Raw genomic sequence first — 16,282 nt, forward strand, 5'->3', positions numbered from 1 at the left:
AACGCCACCGATCGACCTCGACGCGTTACGCAAGGCCCACGCCGAGCGCGTGCTGGCGCGCCTGGATGCCGCGGTCGCCTTCGCCAAGTCCCGCCAGGCCACCCGCACCGTGCTGCTCGGCCACGGCAGCGGCGCCTACTGGGCTGCCCGCTACCTCGGCGAGCGCAAGCCGGCGGGGCTCACGGACCTCCTGCTGGTCGCCGCGGCGACGCCACCCGGCTTCGCCCCGGTGCTGGAAGACTTCGTGGTAGACCCCAAGCTGGCCATCGGCGACTTCTACTACAAGGACGTGCCCACGGACCGGGACAGCGCGCTCAAGCGCATGCAGACCAGCAAGCGGGAAAAGCACCCGGTCTATGTACAGGTGGCGCTGAAGGCGCTGCCAGGAAACCGGGACATCGAGCAGGAGCAACTGTTTAGACGCATCAAGGGCTGGTTGAACCCCACGCCCCAGGCCCCCGGACAGCCCTAGGCTTTGTGCGGACGGGCCTGTGCTGGCGATGGCGATGGCGCGTCAAGAACAGGCTCGGCCTGCTCATTGACAGCAGGTAAACGCCGCTTCTTCGCTGCCTGGCTTGGCCCGCCCCGGTGACTGTTCGCACAGGCCTTGGATTCCGATTCGGAGGTTGTCTGTCCCCGAGGCATGCGGACTCCCCGCTCGCGGATGCGCCACGCGTGCCCCTCGATCCTTGTCTCACTCGAGGACTTCGTAGAATCGCCGCGACGGGTACTCGACCCGGGCTCAGCGGAAGCCGCGCCGTTGGCGGACCAGGTCGTAGGCGGATTGCAGCTCGCGGGTCTTGTCGGTGGCCTCGCGCACCCGCGCTGGGCTGGCGCCGCTGCCGGCCAACTTATCTGGATGGTGCTGGCTGAGCAGGCGTCGATAGGCCTGCTTGATGGCCGCCGGCTCGCTGTCGGCGGCGACGTTCAGCAGCTTCAGGGCGGCTTGATAGGCGCCGCTGCTCGGCATGGCCGGGGCCTTGCGCGGCTCGACGCTCTCGCCCAACGCCTCGACGTCGGCCGGCGTCTGCCCGAGCCACTTGCCCCAGAGCAGGATCAGTTCGCGCTCGCGCAAGCCGATGTAGCCGTCCACCGCCGCCATCCGCCAGCAACTGCGCAGGATCGCCTGGGCCTGAGTGGCGTCATGGCGCAGACGGCGCAGGGGGATGCGCACGCCGACGCTGTCCTCCTTGCCGCGACCGAAGGCCTCGATGGCGCGGCGCTGCTCCGCCTCGTCGAGGTGCAGGCGCTGCATCTCGCTGCGCGCCTGGCGGATGTGCACGTCCAGCACCCGGCCCTCGCTTTTCGCCAGCCGCCCGAGCAGGACGAAGAGCAGCTCGTCGCGGGCCGGCAAGCCCTGGCCGGTCATCAGCGCGCGCAGGCTCGCCCAGGAATCCAGCTTCAACCGGCGATCCAGCACCTGCCCCAGCACACCGCCGAGCAGTGCGCCGGGAATGCTCGCCAAGGCCAGCCCCGCCAGGGCGCCGAGCAAGGTCACCGGCCAGTACACCTCAGGCTCCCGCCTGCAACAGGCGCTCGACTTCGGCCAGGCGCTCTAGGGTGCCTACGTCGATCCAGCGGCCTGCGAAGCGCTCGCCGCTCACCTGCCCGTCGGCCATCGCGCGCAGCAACAGGGGCGCCAGCTTGAACGCTTGCGGCCGGCAGCCGGCGAACAGCCGCGGGTCGAGTACCGAGATGCCGCTGTAAGTGAGGCGCTCGCCCGCCGAGCCGGGCGCGGCGAGTCGTCCGTCGTCCAGGTGGAAATCCCCGCCGGGATGGTGCGCCGGGTTGTCCACCATCACCAGGTGCGCCAAGCCCTGCAACGGTCGGCGCAGGGCGGCGAAGGGATAGTCGGTCCAAATGTCGCCGTTGATCACCAGGAAAGGCGCGGCGCCGAGCAGGGGCAAGGCGCGGAACAGGCCGCCGCCGGTTTCCAGCGCCTCGCCCTCCGCGGAATAGCGAATGCTCAGGCCGAAGCGCTCGCCGGCGCCGAGGTAGGCCTCGATTTGTTCGCCGAGCCAGGCGTGGTTGATCACCACCTCGCGAAAGCCGGCGCTGGACAGCGCCCGCAGGTGGTATTCGATCAGCGGCACGCCGCCGGCGCGGATCAGCGGCTTGGGCGTGTGCAGGGTGAGCGGGCGCATGCGCTCGCCCTTCCCCGCCGCCAGGATCATGGCCTTCATGGTCGCTCCGGCTCCGCCTGCGGCAGGCCCCGGAGCAGGCCCGCCAGGGCACGCAGTTCCGGCCGCCGCGCGAGCACCGCGTCTATATAGGTGAAGAAACGCGGCACGTCCGCCAGGTAGCGAGGCTTGCCGTCGCGATGGCAGATGCGCGCGAAGATCCCGATGACCTTCAGGTGGCGTTGCACGCCCATCAGGTCACTGGCCCGCAGAAACTCCTCGAAATCCTCCTGCACCGCAATCCCCTTTTCCCGCGCCAGGCTCCAGTAGGTTTCGAGCCAGTCGCGCACCCGCGGTTCAGGCCAACTGACGAAGGCGTCCTTGAACAGGCAGGTGACGTCGTAGGTGACGGGGCCGTAGACCGCGTCCTGGAAATCCAGCACGCCGGGATTGGGCGTGCTGTGCATCAGGTTGCGGGGCATGAAATCGCGGTGCACGAATACCTTCGGCTGGGCCAGGGCGCTGTCCACCAGCAGGTCGCAGGTCTCGTTCCAGGCGGCGAGGCGCTCGCCCTCCAGCTCGAGGCCCAGGTGGCATTGCAGGTACCACTCGGCGAACAGGTGCAGCTCGCGCCGCAACAAGACGTCGTCGTAAGCCGGCAGCGGCGCCTCCAGGGGCATGCATTGGATCGCCAGCAAAGCCTGGAAGGCCTGCTCGAACAGCGCGTCGGCGTTGTCCGTATCGAGCACCTCCAGGTAGGTCTGCCGGCCCAGGTCGTCCAGCAGCAGGAAGCCGCGCTCCACGTCTGCGGCAAGAATCCTCGGGACGTGCACGCCCGCCTCGGCGAGCAGTCCGGCCACCTTGACGAAGGGGCGGCAATCCTCCCGGGGCGGCGGCGCGTCCATCAGGATCAGGCTGCGGCCCTCGCCCTCCCAGCGAAAATAACGGCGGAAGCTGGCGTCGCTGCTGGCCGGCGTCATCCGCCCGGTCGGCGGCGAACCCCAGCCCTCGCGGGCATACAACTCGGGCAGGGCTTGCGCCAGCCAGTGGCTCAGGTGCTGCAGACGTACATCGTGCTCGGGCATTACATGGGTCTCCGACGGCGCTAGCCGTTGCGCGGGTCATGCTTTATTATCCAGCATCTTTTTCAGCCCATCGAGAGGCGTGCGGCCCCTGCGGGGCGATGGCGCGCAGGAAGCCCGGACTAACAAGATGGCAGTGAAATCTCCCGCGTTTCGTAGAAAATTCCCCCTGCTGGTCACCGGCAGCCTGTTGGCCCTGCAACCGTTCGCTACTCCGTTCGCTCTCGCGGCCGACCAGTTCGACTGCCAGGCCGCCGCTACCGGCGGCTGGGCGTGCGCGCCCAAGGATAACGCCAAGCCGTTGCCGCCGCGTCCGCAGCACAGCGAAAGCGCCGTCAGCTCCAGCGGTACCGGCAGCGTGCCGGGCGAGAGCGCCCAGGCCGGCCCGGTGCTGGTCACCGAGAGCGGTGGCAAGGCATTGAAATCCCGCAGCGCGGACTACAGTCACCTCGACTGGGTGCCGCGCGGCAAGCTCAACCCCGCGCAACTGGCGGAAATTGGCCCCTACTGCGCCGGTACCTACGTCGAACCCTGGCGTCCCGGCATGGACGACAAGACCCCGAAGAACCAGGCGCCGCTTTACGTTTCCGCCAAGGCCTCGCGCTACGAGCAGGAAGAACAGGTCGCGACCCTGGCCGGCGACGTGGTATTGCGCCAGGGCAGCATGCAGGTGGAAGCCAACGAGGCGAACCTGCGGCAGAGCGAGAACAAGGGTGACCTGGTCGGCAACGTGCGCTTGCGCGACAACGGTGCCCTGGTGGTCGGCGACCGCGCCGAGCTGCAACTGGACAACGGCGAGGCGAAGATCGACAACGCCGAGTACGTGTTGCACCAGAGCCAGGTGCGCGGGAGCGCGCTGTACGCACGCCGCCAGGAGGATGCCATCATCCGCCTGAAGGACGGCACCTACACCCGCTGCGAACCGGGCAGCAACGCCTGGAGCCTGAAAGGCAACAACATCAACCTGAACCCGGCCACCGGGTTCGGTACTGCGACCAACGTCACGCTGCGGGTCAAGGACGTACCGGTGTTCTACACCCCGTACATCTATTTCCCCATCGACGACCGTCGCCAGTCCGGCTTCCTGGTGCCCACCCTGGGTTCCAGCAGCGATACCGGCGTCATGCTGGTCACGCCCTACTACTTCAACCTGGCTCCCAACTTCGACGCCACCCTCTATCCGCGCTACATGAGCAAGCGCGGGTTGATGATGGAAGGCGAATTCCGCTACCTGACCCGGAGCAGCGAAGGCCAGTTCGGCGCGGCCTACCTCAACGACGATGACGACAAGCGCAAGCAGCAGTCGGAGTACGAGGAACAGCGCTGGATGTACAGCTGGCAACACAAGGGTGGACTGGACTCGCGTCTGATGACCGAGGTCGACTACACCCGGATCAGCGACCCCTATTACTTCCAGGATCTGGACACCGACCTGGGCATCGACACGCCCAGCTACGTCAACCAGCGTGGCACCCTGACCTACCGTGGCGACTCCTACGTCGCCCAGCTCAACGCCCACGCCTACGAGATGGCCACCATCTCCGACGTGACGCCGTACGACCGCCTGCCCCAGGTCACCCTGGACGGCACGCTGCCGTTCCAGCCGGGCGGGGTGAACTTCACCTACGGCACCGAGTACGTGCGTTTCGACCGCGACCTGCGCACCGGCGACTTCATCAACGAAGACGGCATCCCCACCGCCTGGTACGACAACAACATCACCGGCCTGGCCCGCTCCAACGGTGACCGCGTGCACGTGGAGCCGGGCGTCAGCCTGCCGCTGAACTGGACCTGGGGCTACCTCAAGCCCAGCGCCAAGTACATGTACACCCGCTACGACCTGACCCTCGACGGCCGCGGCAAGCGCACCCTCGACCCGGGCCAGAGCTTCGACAGCGAACAGGACCGCAGCGTCCCGGTGGTCAGCGTCGACAGCGGCCTGTACTTCGACCGCGACACCCAATGGTTCGGCAAGAACTACCGGCAGACCCTCGAACCGCGCCTGTTCTATCTCTACGTGCCGGAGAAGGACCAGGACGACATCCCGGTGTTCGACACCACCGAGAGCACCTTCAACTATTCCTCGCTGTTCCGCGAGAACCGCTTCTCCGGCAAGGATCGCATCGGCGACGCCAACCAGATTTCCCTGGGCGTGACCAATCGCTGGATCGAGAGCAACGGCTTCGAGCGTCAGCGCTTCAGCATCGGCCAGGCGTTCTATTTCGAGGATCGCCGGGTGCAGTTGCCGGGTATCGACTGGCGCGAAAGCGATTCCGCCCAGGCCGACACCTCGCCCTACGCGCTGGAGTACATGTACCGCTTCAACCGCGACTGGCGCGTGAACGCCGACTTCAACTGGGACCCCGAGACCCACAGCACCCGGTCCGGCAGCACCATGTTCCACTACCAGCCGGAAGACAACCCGAACAAGGTCCTCAACCTGGGTTACCGCTACCGCAACGACACCAACCGCTTCAACCCGTCCACCGGGCGCTGGGAGTTCGGCGGTGGCGACTACGTGGACCCGCGCACCGGCAAGGTGATCAAGGACTACTACAAGATCCAGCAGCACGACTTCTCGACCATCTGGCCGATCGTGCCGCAGTGGAGCGCCATCGCGCGCTGGCAATACGACTACAACCGCAGCCGTACGCTGGAAGCGTTCGGTGGTTTCGAATACGACAGCTGCTGCTGGAAGCTGCGTCTGATCAACCGCTACTGGGTCGACTACGACGAGTTCGATCTGAACCCGAGCGACAAGGCCGACCGTGGCATCTTCCTGCAGATCGTGCTGAAAGGCCTGGGCGGCCTCGTCGGCGGCAAGGTAGACGGCTTCCTCGACCAAGGCATTCAAGGTTATCGTGAACGTGAAGACCAAGCTTTCTGATCGTCTGCGCCCCCTGCTGGTGGGCGCGTTTTTCCTCGGTACGCTGGCTCACGCCGAAGTACGTCCGCTGGACCGCGTGGTGGCCATCGTCGATAACGACGTGATCATGCGCAGCCAGCTCGACCAGCGCCTGCACGAGGTCGAGCAGACCATCGCCAAGCGTGGCGCCGCGGCGCCGCCGGAGCATGTGCTGAGCCAACAGGTACTGGAACGCCTGATCACCGAGAACCTGCAGTTGCAGATCGGCGAGCGCTCCGGCATCCGCATCGGCGACGAAGAACTGAACCAGGCGGTGCAGACCATCGCCCAGCGCAACGGCATGAGCCTCGAGCAGTTCCGCGCCGCCCTCGGCCAGGACGGCTTGTCGTTCGACGATGCGCGCGAGCAGGTCCGTCGCGAGATGGTCATCAGCCGGGTTCGCCAGCGCCGGGTCGCCGAACGCATCCAGGTCAGCGAACAGGAGGTGCGCAACTTCCTCGCCTCCGACCTGGGCAAGCTGCAACTATCGGAAGAATTCCACCTGGCCAACATCCTGATCCCGGTGGCCGACGGCGCTTCGCCTTCGGCCATCCAGGCGGCCGAACGCCAGGTGCAGGACGTCCACCAGCAACTGCGCCAGGGCGCCGACTTCGCGCAGATGGCGATCTCCCGCTCCGCCGGCGAAAGCGCGCTGGAAGGCGGCGAGATCGGCTGGCGCAAGGCCGCTCAACTGCCCTCGCCCTTCGATAGCATGGTCGGCGCGCTGTCCCCCGGGCAGATCACTGAACCGGTTCGCACACCCAGCGGCTTCATCATCATCAAGCTGCTGGAAAAGCGCGGTGGCGAAGCCCAGGTGCGCGACGAGGTTCATGTCCGCCATATCCTGATCAAGCCCAGCGAGATCCGCAGCGAAGCCGATACCGAACGCCTCGCGCAACGCCTTTACGAACGCATTTCCGCCGGCGAGGATTTCGCCGAGCTGGCGAAAAGCTTCTCCGAGGACCCCGGTTCGGCGCTCAACGGCGGCGATCTCAACTGGATCGACCCGAATGCGCTGGTCCCGGAATTCCGCGAGGTGATGGCCAATACGCCCACCGGCGAACTGTCCAAGCCGTTCAAGAGCCAATATGGCTGGCACGTGCTGGAAGTGCTCGGCCGGCGCGCCACCGACAGCAGCGAGAAGCTTCGCGAGCAACAGGCGGCGAACCTGCTGCGTAACCGCAAGTACGACGAAGAACTGCAATCCTGGCTGCGTCAGATCCGCGACGAGGCCTACGTAGAAATCAAGCTGTGAGTCCGCGGCGCTTCGCGCTGACGCCCGGCGAGCCCGCCGGCATAGGTCCCGACCTGTGCCTGCTGCTCGCCGGCGGCAGCCAGCCGCACCTCCTCGTCGTCATCGCCAGCCGCGACCTGCTCGCCGAGCGCGCCGCCCAGCTCGGCCTGTCCGTGCAATTGCTCTGCGTATCCCCCGCCGCCTGGCCGGACGCGCCCTGCCCCGCCGGCAGCCTGTATGTCTGGGATACGCCGCTGCGGACCGCGGTCGCGCCCGGCCAACTCGATCGACGCAATGCCGCTTACGTGCTGGAGACCCTTACCCGTGCCGGACAGGGCTGCCTGCGCGGCGATTTCGCCGGCATGATCACCGCCCCGGTGCACAAGGGCGTGATCAACGAAGCCGGCATCGCCTTCTCCGGCCACACCGAATTCCTCGCCGACCTGACGGGCACCCCGCAAGTGGTCATGATGCTGGCGACCCCCGGCTTGCGCGTCGCCCTGGTGACCACCCACCTGCCGCTCAAGGAGGTGGCCGCGGCCATCACTCCCGAGCGCCTGGAACGGGTCGCGCGGATCCTGCACCGCGATCTGCTGGAGAAGTTCGGCATCGCCCGCCCGCGCATCCTGGTTTGCGGCCTCAACCCCCATGCCGGCGAAGGCGGCCACCTGGGACGCGAGGAAATCGAGGTGATCGAGCCGACGCTGGCACGCTTGCGCCAGGATGGCCTGGACCTGGTCGGTCCCTTGCCCGCCGATACCCTGTTCACCCCCAAGCACCTGGAGCATTGCGACGCGGTCCTCGCCATGTACCACGACCAGGGCTTGCCGGTGCTGAAATACAAAGGCTTCGGCGCCGCGGTCAATGTGACCCTGGGCATGCCGATCGTGCGCACCTCGGTGGACCACGGCACGGCCCTGGACCTCGCCGGCACCGGGCGCATCGACTGCGGCAGCCTGCGCGTCGCCCTAGACACCGCCTACCAGATGACCGCCGGCGTGCGGTCGCGGCCCGCCTAGCCACCGTCCGCCCGGGCGAAGCTGGTAAACTCGCCGCTTTTCCGTTTTCCGCCCACGCCGTCGCGCGCCGGGCCTGGAGTTGCCCACCGATGTCCGATCCGTACCAGCACCGCGCGCGCAAGCGCTTCGGCCAGAACTTCCTGCACGACGCCGGCGTGATCCATCGCATCCTGCGGGCGATCCACGCGCGCGAAGGCGAGCGCCTGCTGGAGATCGGCCCGGGCCAGGGCGCGCTCACCGAGGGGTTGCTGGCCAGCGGCGCGCAACTGGACGTCATCGAGCTGGACCTGGACCTGATCCCGATCCTGCAACAACGCTTCGGCCAGGAGCCGCGCTTCCGCCTCAACCAGGGCGACGCGTTGAAATTCGACTTCGCCCGGCTCCAGGCCGAGCCTCGCAGCCTGCGGGTGGTGGGCAACCTGCCCTATAACATCTCGACGCCGCTGATCTTCCACCTGCTGAACAATGCCGGGCTGATCCGCGACATGCACTTCATGTTGCAGAAGGAAGTGGTGGAACGCCTCGCGGCCGAGCCCGGCGGCGGTGATTGGGGACGCCTGTCGATCATGGTGCAATACCACTGCGCCGTGGAGCACCTGTTCAACGTCGGCCCGGGGGCGTTCAACCCAGCGCCCAAGGTCGACTCGGCCATCGTCCGCCTGGTGCCCCACGCGCAACCGCCCCACCCGGCCAAGGATCCGCGCCAACTGGAGCGGGTCGTGCGCGAAGCCTTCAACCAACGTCGCAAGACCTTGCGCAACACCCTCAAGGGGTTGCTCGACGCCCAGGACATCGAGGCGGCCGGGGTGGATGGCAGCCTGCGCCCGGAGCAACTGGACCTGGCCGCCTTCGTCCGCCTGGCCGACCGCCTCGCCGAACGGACGGCCGGGCAGACAAGCGACGCCTGAAACCCTAGACTGGCTCTTTGCCCAGCCAGAGAGACAACGCGTGCCCGATCCTCGCTATCAGGTCGACGTCAGCGTCGCCACCCGTTTCCTCCCGGAGCAGTCGCAGCCGGAGCAGCAACGTTTCGCCTTTTCCTACACCGTGACCCTGCACAACGCCGGCCAGCTGCCGGCGAAGCTGCTGACCCGCCACTGGCTGATCACCGACGGCGACGGGCAGGTGCAGGAAGTCCGCGGCGCCGGGGTGGTCGGCCAGCAGCCGTTGCTGGAGCCGGGCGCCAGCCATACCTACACCAGCGGCACGGTTCTCGCCACGCGGGTGGGTTTCATGCAGGGCAGCTACCAGATGGAAGCGGGCGACGGCCACCGTTTCGACGCGCCCATCGAGCCTTTCCGCCTGGTCGTGCCGGGCGCGCTGCATTGAAGGAGCTGCCATGACGGTCTACGCGGTGGGCGACCTGCAAGGTTGCCTCGATCCCCTCAGATGCCTGCTACAGCACGTCGCCTTCGATCCGGCGCGCGACCGTCTGTGGCTGGTCGGCGACCTGGTCAACCGCGGACCGCAGTCCCTGGAAACCCTGCGGTTTCTCTACGGCATGCGCGATGCCCTGACCTGCGTGCTGGGCAACCACGACCTGCACCTGCTGGCGGTGGCGCACAACGCCGAGCGCCTGAAGAAGAACGACACCCTGCGCGACATCCTCGACGCCCCGGACCGCCAGGTCCTGCTCGACTGGCTGCGCGCGCAGAAACTGCTGCATTACGACGAGCAGCGCGACATCGCCATGGTGCACGCGGGCATCCCGCCCCAGTGGACCCTGCGCAAGGCGTTGCAGCGCGCGGCGGAAGTGGAAGAGGTGCTGCGCGACGACGCGCGCCTGCCGTTCTTCCTCGACGGCATGTACGGCAACGAACCGGCGAAGTGGGACAAGTCACTGAGCGGCGTCGCCCGCCTGCGGGTGATCACCAACTATTTCACCCGCATGCGTTTCTGCACCGCCGAAGGCCTTCTCGACCTCAAGAGCTCCGAGGGCATCGACAGCGCGCCGCAGGGCTATGCGCCCTGGTTCGCCCACCCGCAACGCAAGACCCGCGGGCAGAAGATCGTCTTCGGCCACTGGGCGGCGCTGGAAGGACGCTGCGACGAGCCCGGGGTCTACGCACTGGATACCGGCTGCGTCTGGGGCAACGCGATGACCCTGCTGAACCTCGACAGCGGCGAGCGCCACCGCTGCGACTGCAACGACCGGGGTCGCCCTGAAGCACGCCGGGCGGAGACACTGGCCGTCGGCCGGTAGCCACGCCCTCAACGTTCCACCTGGACCGAGCATTCCCATGACCGACTTCAAACGCATTCCCCCCGAAACCGCGCACCGGTTGCGCGAGCAAGGCGCCGTGGTGGTGGACATCCGCGACCCGCAGAGCTTTTCCGCCGGGCACATCAGCGGCTCGCGGCACCTGGACAACCACTCCCTGGCCGATTTCATCGCCCAGGCGGACCTGGACAAGCCCCTGGTCGTCACCTGCTACCACGGCAACTCCAGCCAGGGCGCCGCGGCCTACCTGGTGGGGCAAGGTTTCAGCGAGGTGTACAGCCTGGACGGCGGCTTCGAAGCCTGGCGCGGGTTGTTCCCCGGCGAGATCGAGCAAGACCCCGCCGAATAAAATTTTTTGCTCGCCGCCAGACCGCGCCCCGTCTGGCTTCGCGCCCCGCACGAGGCAACCGGGTTATATCCATAGGGTGCCTCGTTCCTTGACCTCGGCGATTACCAACTACTCTTACCCCTAGGCCATCCACAACTGCGGAGAGCCGGCACACCGGTTCCCGGCCAACGGCGGCGGCGACCTGACTTGTTCGGGGTATGCGTTCCTGGGGGATTCACATCGACCGACAGGTCGGTCGACCCGCACCCGCTGACCGGGCCTAGCCGACTCCGAGTATCGAGCGAGGTGACGTCATGAGTATTTTCAGCCACTTCCAACAACGCTTCGAAGCGACCCGCCAGGAGGAACTGTCCCTTCAGGAATACCTGGACCTGTGCAAACAGGACCGTAGCGCCTATGCCACTGCGCCCGAGCGCATGCTGATGGCCATCGGCGAACCCGAGCTGCTGGACACGTCCGTCAACTCGCGGTTGTCACGCATCTTTTCCAACAAGGTGATCCGTCGCTACCCGGCGTTCGCCGACTTCCACGGCATGGAAGAGTGCATCGACCAGATCGTGTCCTACTTCCGTCACGCCGCCCAAGGCCTGGAGGAAAAGAAACAGATTCTTTACCTGCTCGGCCCGGTGGGCGGCGGTAAGTCCTCCCTGGCGGAAAAACTCAAGCAACTGATCGAGAAGGTCCCCTTCTACGCGATCAAGGGCTCCCCGGTCTTCGAATCCCCCCTGGGACTGTTCAACCCGACCGAAGACGGCGAGATTCTCGAGGAGGACTACGGCATCCCGCGTCGCTACCTCTCCACCATCATGTCGCCCTGGGCGACCAAGCGCCTGGCGGAGTTCGGCGGCGACATCAGCCAGTTCCGCGTGGTGAAGCTGTACCCCTCGATCCTCAACCAGATCGCCGTGGCCAAGACCGAGCCGGGCGACGAGAACAACCAGGACATCTCCGCCCTGGTGGGCAAGGTGGATATCCGCAAGCTCGAGGAATTCCCGCAGAACGACGCCGACGCCTACAGCTATTCCGGCGCGCTGTGTCGGGCCAACCAGGGCCTGATGGAATTCGTCGAGATGTTCAAGGCGCCGATCAAGGTACTCCACCCCTTGCTCACGGCCACCCAGGAAGGCAACTACAACAGCACCGAAGGCCTGGGCGCGATCCCGTTCAACGGCATCCTGCTCGCCCACTCCAACGAATCGGAATGGCACACCTTCCGCAACAACAAGAACAACGAGGCGTTCATCGACCGGATCTACATCGTCAAGGTGCCTTACTGCCTGCGCGTGTCCGACGAAATCCGCATCTACGACAAGTTGCTGATCAACAGCTCCCTGGCCAACGCCCACTGCGCGCCCGATACCCTGAAGATGCTGGCGCAGTTCTCCGCACTGTCCCGTCTGAAGGAGCCGGAGAACTCCAACATCTACTCGAAAATGCGCGTCTACGATGGCGAGAACCTCAAGGATACCGACCCCAAGGCCAAGTCGATCCAGGAATACCGGGACACCGCCGGCGTGGACGAAGGCATGAACGGCCTCTCCACCCGCTTCGCGTTCAAGATCCTCTCCAAGGTGTTCAACTTCGATCCCCACGAAGTGGCCGCCAACCCCGTGCACCTGCTCTACGTGCTCGAGCAACAGATCGAGCAGGAGCAGTTCCCCGCCGAGGTGCGCGAGCGCTACCTGCGCTACATCAAGGAATACCTGGCGCCGCGCTACATCGAGTTCATCGGCAAGGAAATCCAGACCGCCTACCTCGAGTCCTACAGCGAGTACGGGCAGAACATCTTCGATCGCTACGTGTTGTACGCCGACTTCTGGATCCAGGATCAGGAATACCGCGACCCGGAAACCGGCGAGATCCTCAACCGCGTGGCCCTCAACGAGGAACTGGAGAAGATCGAGAAACCGGCCGGCATCAGCAATCCGAAGGATTTCCGCAACGAGATCGTCAACTTCGTGTTGCGCGCCCGCGCCAACAACAACGGCAAGAACCCCACCTGGCTCAGCTACGAGAAGCTGCGCGTCGTGATCGAAAAGAAAATGTTCTCCAACACGGAAGACCTGCTGCCGGTCATCAGCTTCAACGCCAAGGGCAGCAAGGACGAGCAACAGAAACACAACGACTTCGTCCGGCGCATGGTCGAGCGCGGCTACACCGAGAAGCAGGTCCGCCTGCTGTCCGAGTGGTACCTGCGGGTGCGCAAATCGCAATAAAGCGGGTCAGGGTTCCGGCCCGGGCGTGACCTCGCGTCACGTCCGCCGGCTGGCCGCGACTGCAGCCTGAAGCCTGCCCGGAGGGCGCGTATGAGTTATGTCATCGACCGGCGTTTGAACGGCAAGAACAAGAGCACGGTGAACCGCCAGCGCTTCCTGCGGCGGTACCGCGATCACATCAAGAAGGCGGTGGAGGAAGCCGTCAGCCGGCGCTCCATCACCGACATGGAGCATGGCGAACAGATCAGCATTCCCGGCCGCGATATCGACGAGCCGGTCCTGCACCACGGCCGCGGCGGCAAACAGACCGTGGTCCACCCCGGCAACAAGGAGTTCACCGCGGGGGAAAGCATTCCCCGTCCCCAGGGCGGGGGCGGCGGCAAGGGCAGCGGCAAGGCGAGCAACTCCGGCGAGGGGATGGATGAATTCGTCTTCCAGATCACCCAGGAGGAATTCCTCGACTTCATGTTCGAGGATTTGGAACTGCCCAACCTGGTGAAGCGTCACCTGACCGGCAGCGACACCTTCAAGACGGTACGCGCCGGGATCAGCAACGAAGGCAATCCCTCACGGATCAACATCATCCGCACCCTGCGCTCGGCCCATGCGCGGCGCATCGCGCTGTCCGGCAGCAGCCGCGCCAAACTGCGCGCCGCCGAAGCCGAACTGGAGCGACTGCGGCGCGAGGAGCCGGACAATTTCGGCGATATCCAGGCGATCGAGGCGGATATCGTCAAGTTGCGCGGACGCATCAAGCGGGTGCCGTTCCTCGACACCTTCGACCTGAAGTACAACCTGCTGGTGAAACAACCCAACCCCAGTTCCAAGGCGGTGATGTTCTGCCTGATGGACGTCTCCGGCTCCATGACCCAGGCGACCAAGGACATCGCCAAGCGCTTCTTCATCCTGCTCTACCTGTTCCTCAAGCGGAACTACGACAAGATCGAAGTGGTGTTCATCCGCCACCACACCAGCGCCCGCGAAGTGGACGAGGAAGAATTCTTCTACTCCCGCGAAACCGGGGGCACTATCGTGTCCAGCGCGCTCAAGCTGATGCAGGAGATCATGGCCGAGCGCTATCCGCTCAACGAGTGGAACATCTACGCGGCCCAGGCCTCCGACGGCGACAACTGGAACGACGACTCGCCCATCTGCCGGGACATCCTGATCAAGCAGATCATGCCGTTCGTGCAGTACTACACCTATGTCGAAATCACCCCGCGGGAACACCAGGCGCTCTGGTTCGAGTACGAGCAGGTGAGCGAAGCCTTCTCCGAGACCTTCGCCCAGCAGCAACTGGTCTCGGCGGGAGACATCTACCCGGTATTCCGCGAACTCTTCCAGCGCAGGCTCGTAACATGACTTCCCAGACCGCGACGCCCCGTGACACGAAGCGCCAGCCGCTTTCCACCGGCTCGGAGTGGACCTTCGAGCTGATCCAGGCCTACGACCGCGAGATCGGCCGGATCGCCGAACGCTACGCGCTGGATACCTACCCCAACCAGATCGAGGTGATCACCGCCGAGCAGATGATGGACGCCTACGCGTCCGTGGGCATGCCGCTGGGCTACCACCACTGGTCCTACGGCAAGCATTTCCTCAGCACGGAAAAGTCCTACACCCGCGGGCAGATGGGCCTGGCCTACGAGATCGTGATCAATTCCGATCCCTGCATCGCCTACCTCATGGAAGAGAACACCATGTGCATGCAGGCGCTGGTGGTGGCCCATGCCAGCTACGGGCACAACAGCTTCTTCAAGGGTAACTACCTGTTCCGCACCTGGACCGACGCCAGCTCGATCATCGACTACCTGGTGTTCGCCAAGCAGTACATCATGCAATGCGAGGAGCGCCACGGCATCGACGCGGTGGAGAACCTGCTGGACTCCTGCCATGCCCTGATGAACTACGGGGTGGACCGCTACAAGCGGCCCTACCCGATTTCGGCGGAGGAAGAACGGCAGCGGCAGAAGGATCGAGAGGAACACCTGCAACGGCAGATCAACGACCTCTGGCGCACCATCCCGAAGAGCGCCGACCGCCGCGACGAGAGGAACGCCAAGCGCTTCCCCGCCGAACCCCAGGAGAACATCCTCTACTTCATCGAGAAGCACGCGCCGCTGCTGGAGCCCTGGCAGCGCGAGGTGGTGCGCATCGTGCGCAAGATCGCGCAGTACTTCTATCCGCAACGCCAGACCCAGGTGATGAACGAGGGCTGGGCGACCTTCTGGCACTACACCCTGATGAACGACCTGTACGACGAGGGCCTGGTCACCGACGGCTTCATGCTCGAATTCCTCCAGTCCCACACCAGCGTGATCTACCAGCCGGGCTTCGACAGCCCGTACTACAGCGGCATCAACCCCTATACCCTGGGGTTCGCCATGTACGGCGACATCCGCCGCATCTGCGAGAAGCCCACCGAGGAAGACAGGCGCTGGTTCCCGGACATCGCCGGCAGCGATTGGTTGTCCACCCTGAAATTCGCCATGAGCAGCTTCAAGGATGAGAGTTTCATCCTGCAATTCCTCTCGCCCAAGGTGATCCGCGACCTCAAGTTGTTCAGCATCCTCGACGACGACCAGAAGGATAACCTGCTGGTACCGGCCATCCACGACGAAGAGGGTTACCGGGTCATCCGCGAGCTGCTCGCGGCGCAATACAACCTCGGCAATCGCGAGCCCAACGTGCAGATCTGGAACGTGGATCGTCGCGGCGACCGCTCGCTGACCCTGCGTCACCAGCAGCACGACCGCAAGCCGCTGGGCGAATCCACCGAGGAGGTGCTGAAACATCTGCATCGGCTATGGGGGTTCGACATCCACCTGGAGGTGGTGCAGGGCGACACCCTCATCGGCGCGCATCATGTCCCGCCTCGGGGCGAGCGCGGCGAAGACGGCGAGTACCCCCGCCTGGACCTGGTGATCCCGCCCATCTGACGAGCCGGTCGCCGGCCTGGACGCTTCCGGGTCGCGACCGCACGGGTTGGATGGGCCGCGCCCTGGCACAGCCGCCACGCTTTGCACGGCCTGGCGATCGGCCCAAGACGACCTCCACCATTCGTATCCATGCCCCATGAGGGAAGAACCCAGGCGCTTTCCGCTGATTCGGATGGCCAGCGGGCGCGGCAAGCCCG

General features: G+C 65.5%; 14 protein-coding genes. 11 read left to right on the forward strand and 3 right to left on the reverse strand.

Features of this window, described 5'->3' with window-relative positions; translation table 11 throughout:
* The coding region (locus OGL92_RS14035; RefSeq protein WP_263144388.1) for an alpha/beta hydrolase family protein at positions 1-472 on the forward strand (472 nt) is incomplete at its 5' end.
* Between the two features lie 270 nt (positions 473-742).
* Here the strand turns inward: OGL92_RS14035 and OGL92_RS14040 are convergent.
* The 3 genes from OGL92_RS14040 to OGL92_RS14050 are packed head-to-tail and all read right to left on the reverse strand — an operon-like array spanning position 743 to position 3,205.
* A complete protein-coding gene (locus OGL92_RS14040; protein ID WP_263144390.1) occupies positions 743-1,510 on the reverse strand; it encodes a TerB family tellurite resistance protein in 768 nt (255 codons plus the stop codon).
* 1 nt (position 1,511) lies between these two features.
* Positions 1,512-2,183 carry an N-acetylmuramate alpha-1-phosphate uridylyltransferase MurU gene (gene murU / locus OGL92_RS14045; RefSeq protein WP_263144392.1) on the reverse strand — a complete coding sequence of 224 codons (672 nt, stop codon included), beginning with the start codon at positions 2,181-2,183 and terminating at the stop codon, positions 1,512-1,514.
* Positions 2,180-3,205 carry a phosphotransferase gene (locus OGL92_RS14050; protein WP_263144394.1) on the reverse strand — a complete coding sequence of 342 codons (1,026 nt, stop codon included), beginning with the start codon at positions 3,203-3,205 and terminating at the stop codon, positions 2,180-2,182. The genes murU and OGL92_RS14050 overlap by 4 nt, the downstream gene beginning before the upstream one ends.
* A gap of 127 nt (positions 3,206-3,332) precedes the next feature.
* On the opposite strand from OGL92_RS14050, the gene OGL92_RS14055 reads away from it, so the two are divergent.
* From OGL92_RS14055 to OGL92_RS14100, 10 genes are all read left to right on the forward strand, one after another.
* Positions 3,333-6,089 carry an LPS-assembly protein LptD gene (locus OGL92_RS14055; RefSeq protein WP_263144396.1) on the forward strand — a complete coding sequence of 919 codons (2,757 nt, stop codon included), beginning with the start codon at positions 3,333-3,335 and terminating at the stop codon, positions 6,087-6,089.
* The gene (locus OGL92_RS14060; protein WP_263144399.1) at positions 6,070-7,362 is read left to right on the forward strand and encodes a peptidylprolyl isomerase; all 1,293 of its coding nucleotides are present in this window, start codon (positions 6,070-6,072) and stop codon (positions 7,360-7,362) included. Before OGL92_RS14055 ends, OGL92_RS14060 begins: the two co-directional genes overlap by 20 nt.
* Positions 7,359-8,360: a 4-hydroxythreonine-4-phosphate dehydrogenase PdxA gene (pdxA, locus tag OGL92_RS14065; protein WP_263144402.1), complete on the forward strand. Its 1,002-nt coding sequence runs from the start codon at positions 7,359-7,361 to the stop codon at positions 8,358-8,360. The genes OGL92_RS14060 and pdxA overlap by 4 nt, the downstream gene beginning before the upstream one ends.
* 89 nt (positions 8,361-8,449) lie before the next feature.
* On the forward strand, positions 8,450-9,268 hold the full coding sequence (rsmA, locus tag OGL92_RS14070) for a 16S rRNA (adenine(1518)-N(6)/adenine(1519)-N(6))-dimethyltransferase RsmA (RefSeq protein WP_263144405.1): 819 nt from the start codon (positions 8,450-8,452) through the stop codon (positions 9,266-9,268).
* Between the two features lie 40 nt (positions 9,269-9,308).
* Positions 9,309-9,689: a Co2+/Mg2+ efflux protein ApaG gene (gene apaG, locus OGL92_RS14075; RefSeq protein WP_263144408.1), complete on the forward strand. Its 381-nt coding sequence runs from the start codon at positions 9,309-9,311 to the stop codon at positions 9,687-9,689.
* 10 nt (positions 9,690-9,699) lie between these two features.
* The gene (locus OGL92_RS14080; protein ID WP_263144411.1) at positions 9,700-10,563 is read left to right on the forward strand and encodes a symmetrical bis(5'-nucleosyl)-tetraphosphatase; all 864 of its coding nucleotides are present in this window, start codon (positions 9,700-9,702) and stop codon (positions 10,561-10,563) included.
* Positions 10,564-10,600: 37 nt separating this feature from the next.
* Positions 10,601-10,930, forward strand: a complete 330-nt coding sequence (gene glpE / locus OGL92_RS14085) for a thiosulfate sulfurtransferase GlpE (protein ID WP_263144413.1) — start codon at positions 10,601-10,603, stop codon at positions 10,928-10,930.
* Positions 10,931-11,223: 293 nt separating this feature from the next.
* The gene (locus OGL92_RS14090; RefSeq protein WP_263144415.1) at positions 11,224-13,146 is read left to right on the forward strand and encodes a PrkA family serine protein kinase; all 1,923 of its coding nucleotides are present in this window, start codon (positions 11,224-11,226) and stop codon (positions 13,144-13,146) included.
* A 90-nt stretch (positions 13,147-13,236) separates the two neighbouring features.
* Positions 13,237-14,508, forward strand: coding sequence for a YeaH/YhbH family protein (locus OGL92_RS14095; protein ID WP_263144418.1), 1,272 nt, complete (start codon positions 13,237-13,239; stop codon positions 14,506-14,508).
* Positions 14,505-16,085 (forward strand): SpoVR family protein, encoded by a 1,581-nt coding sequence (locus OGL92_RS14100; RefSeq protein WP_263144421.1) that lies wholly within the window; start codon positions 14,505-14,507, stop codon positions 16,083-16,085. Before OGL92_RS14095 ends, OGL92_RS14100 begins: the two co-directional genes overlap by 4 nt.
* Positions 16,086-16,282: the final 197 nt, after the last annotated feature.

It is taken from the genome of Pseudomonas sp. RIT-PI-AD (assembly GCF_025642785.1).
GTDB lineage: Bacteria > Pseudomonadota > Gammaproteobacteria > Pseudomonadales > Pseudomonadaceae > Pseudomonas_T.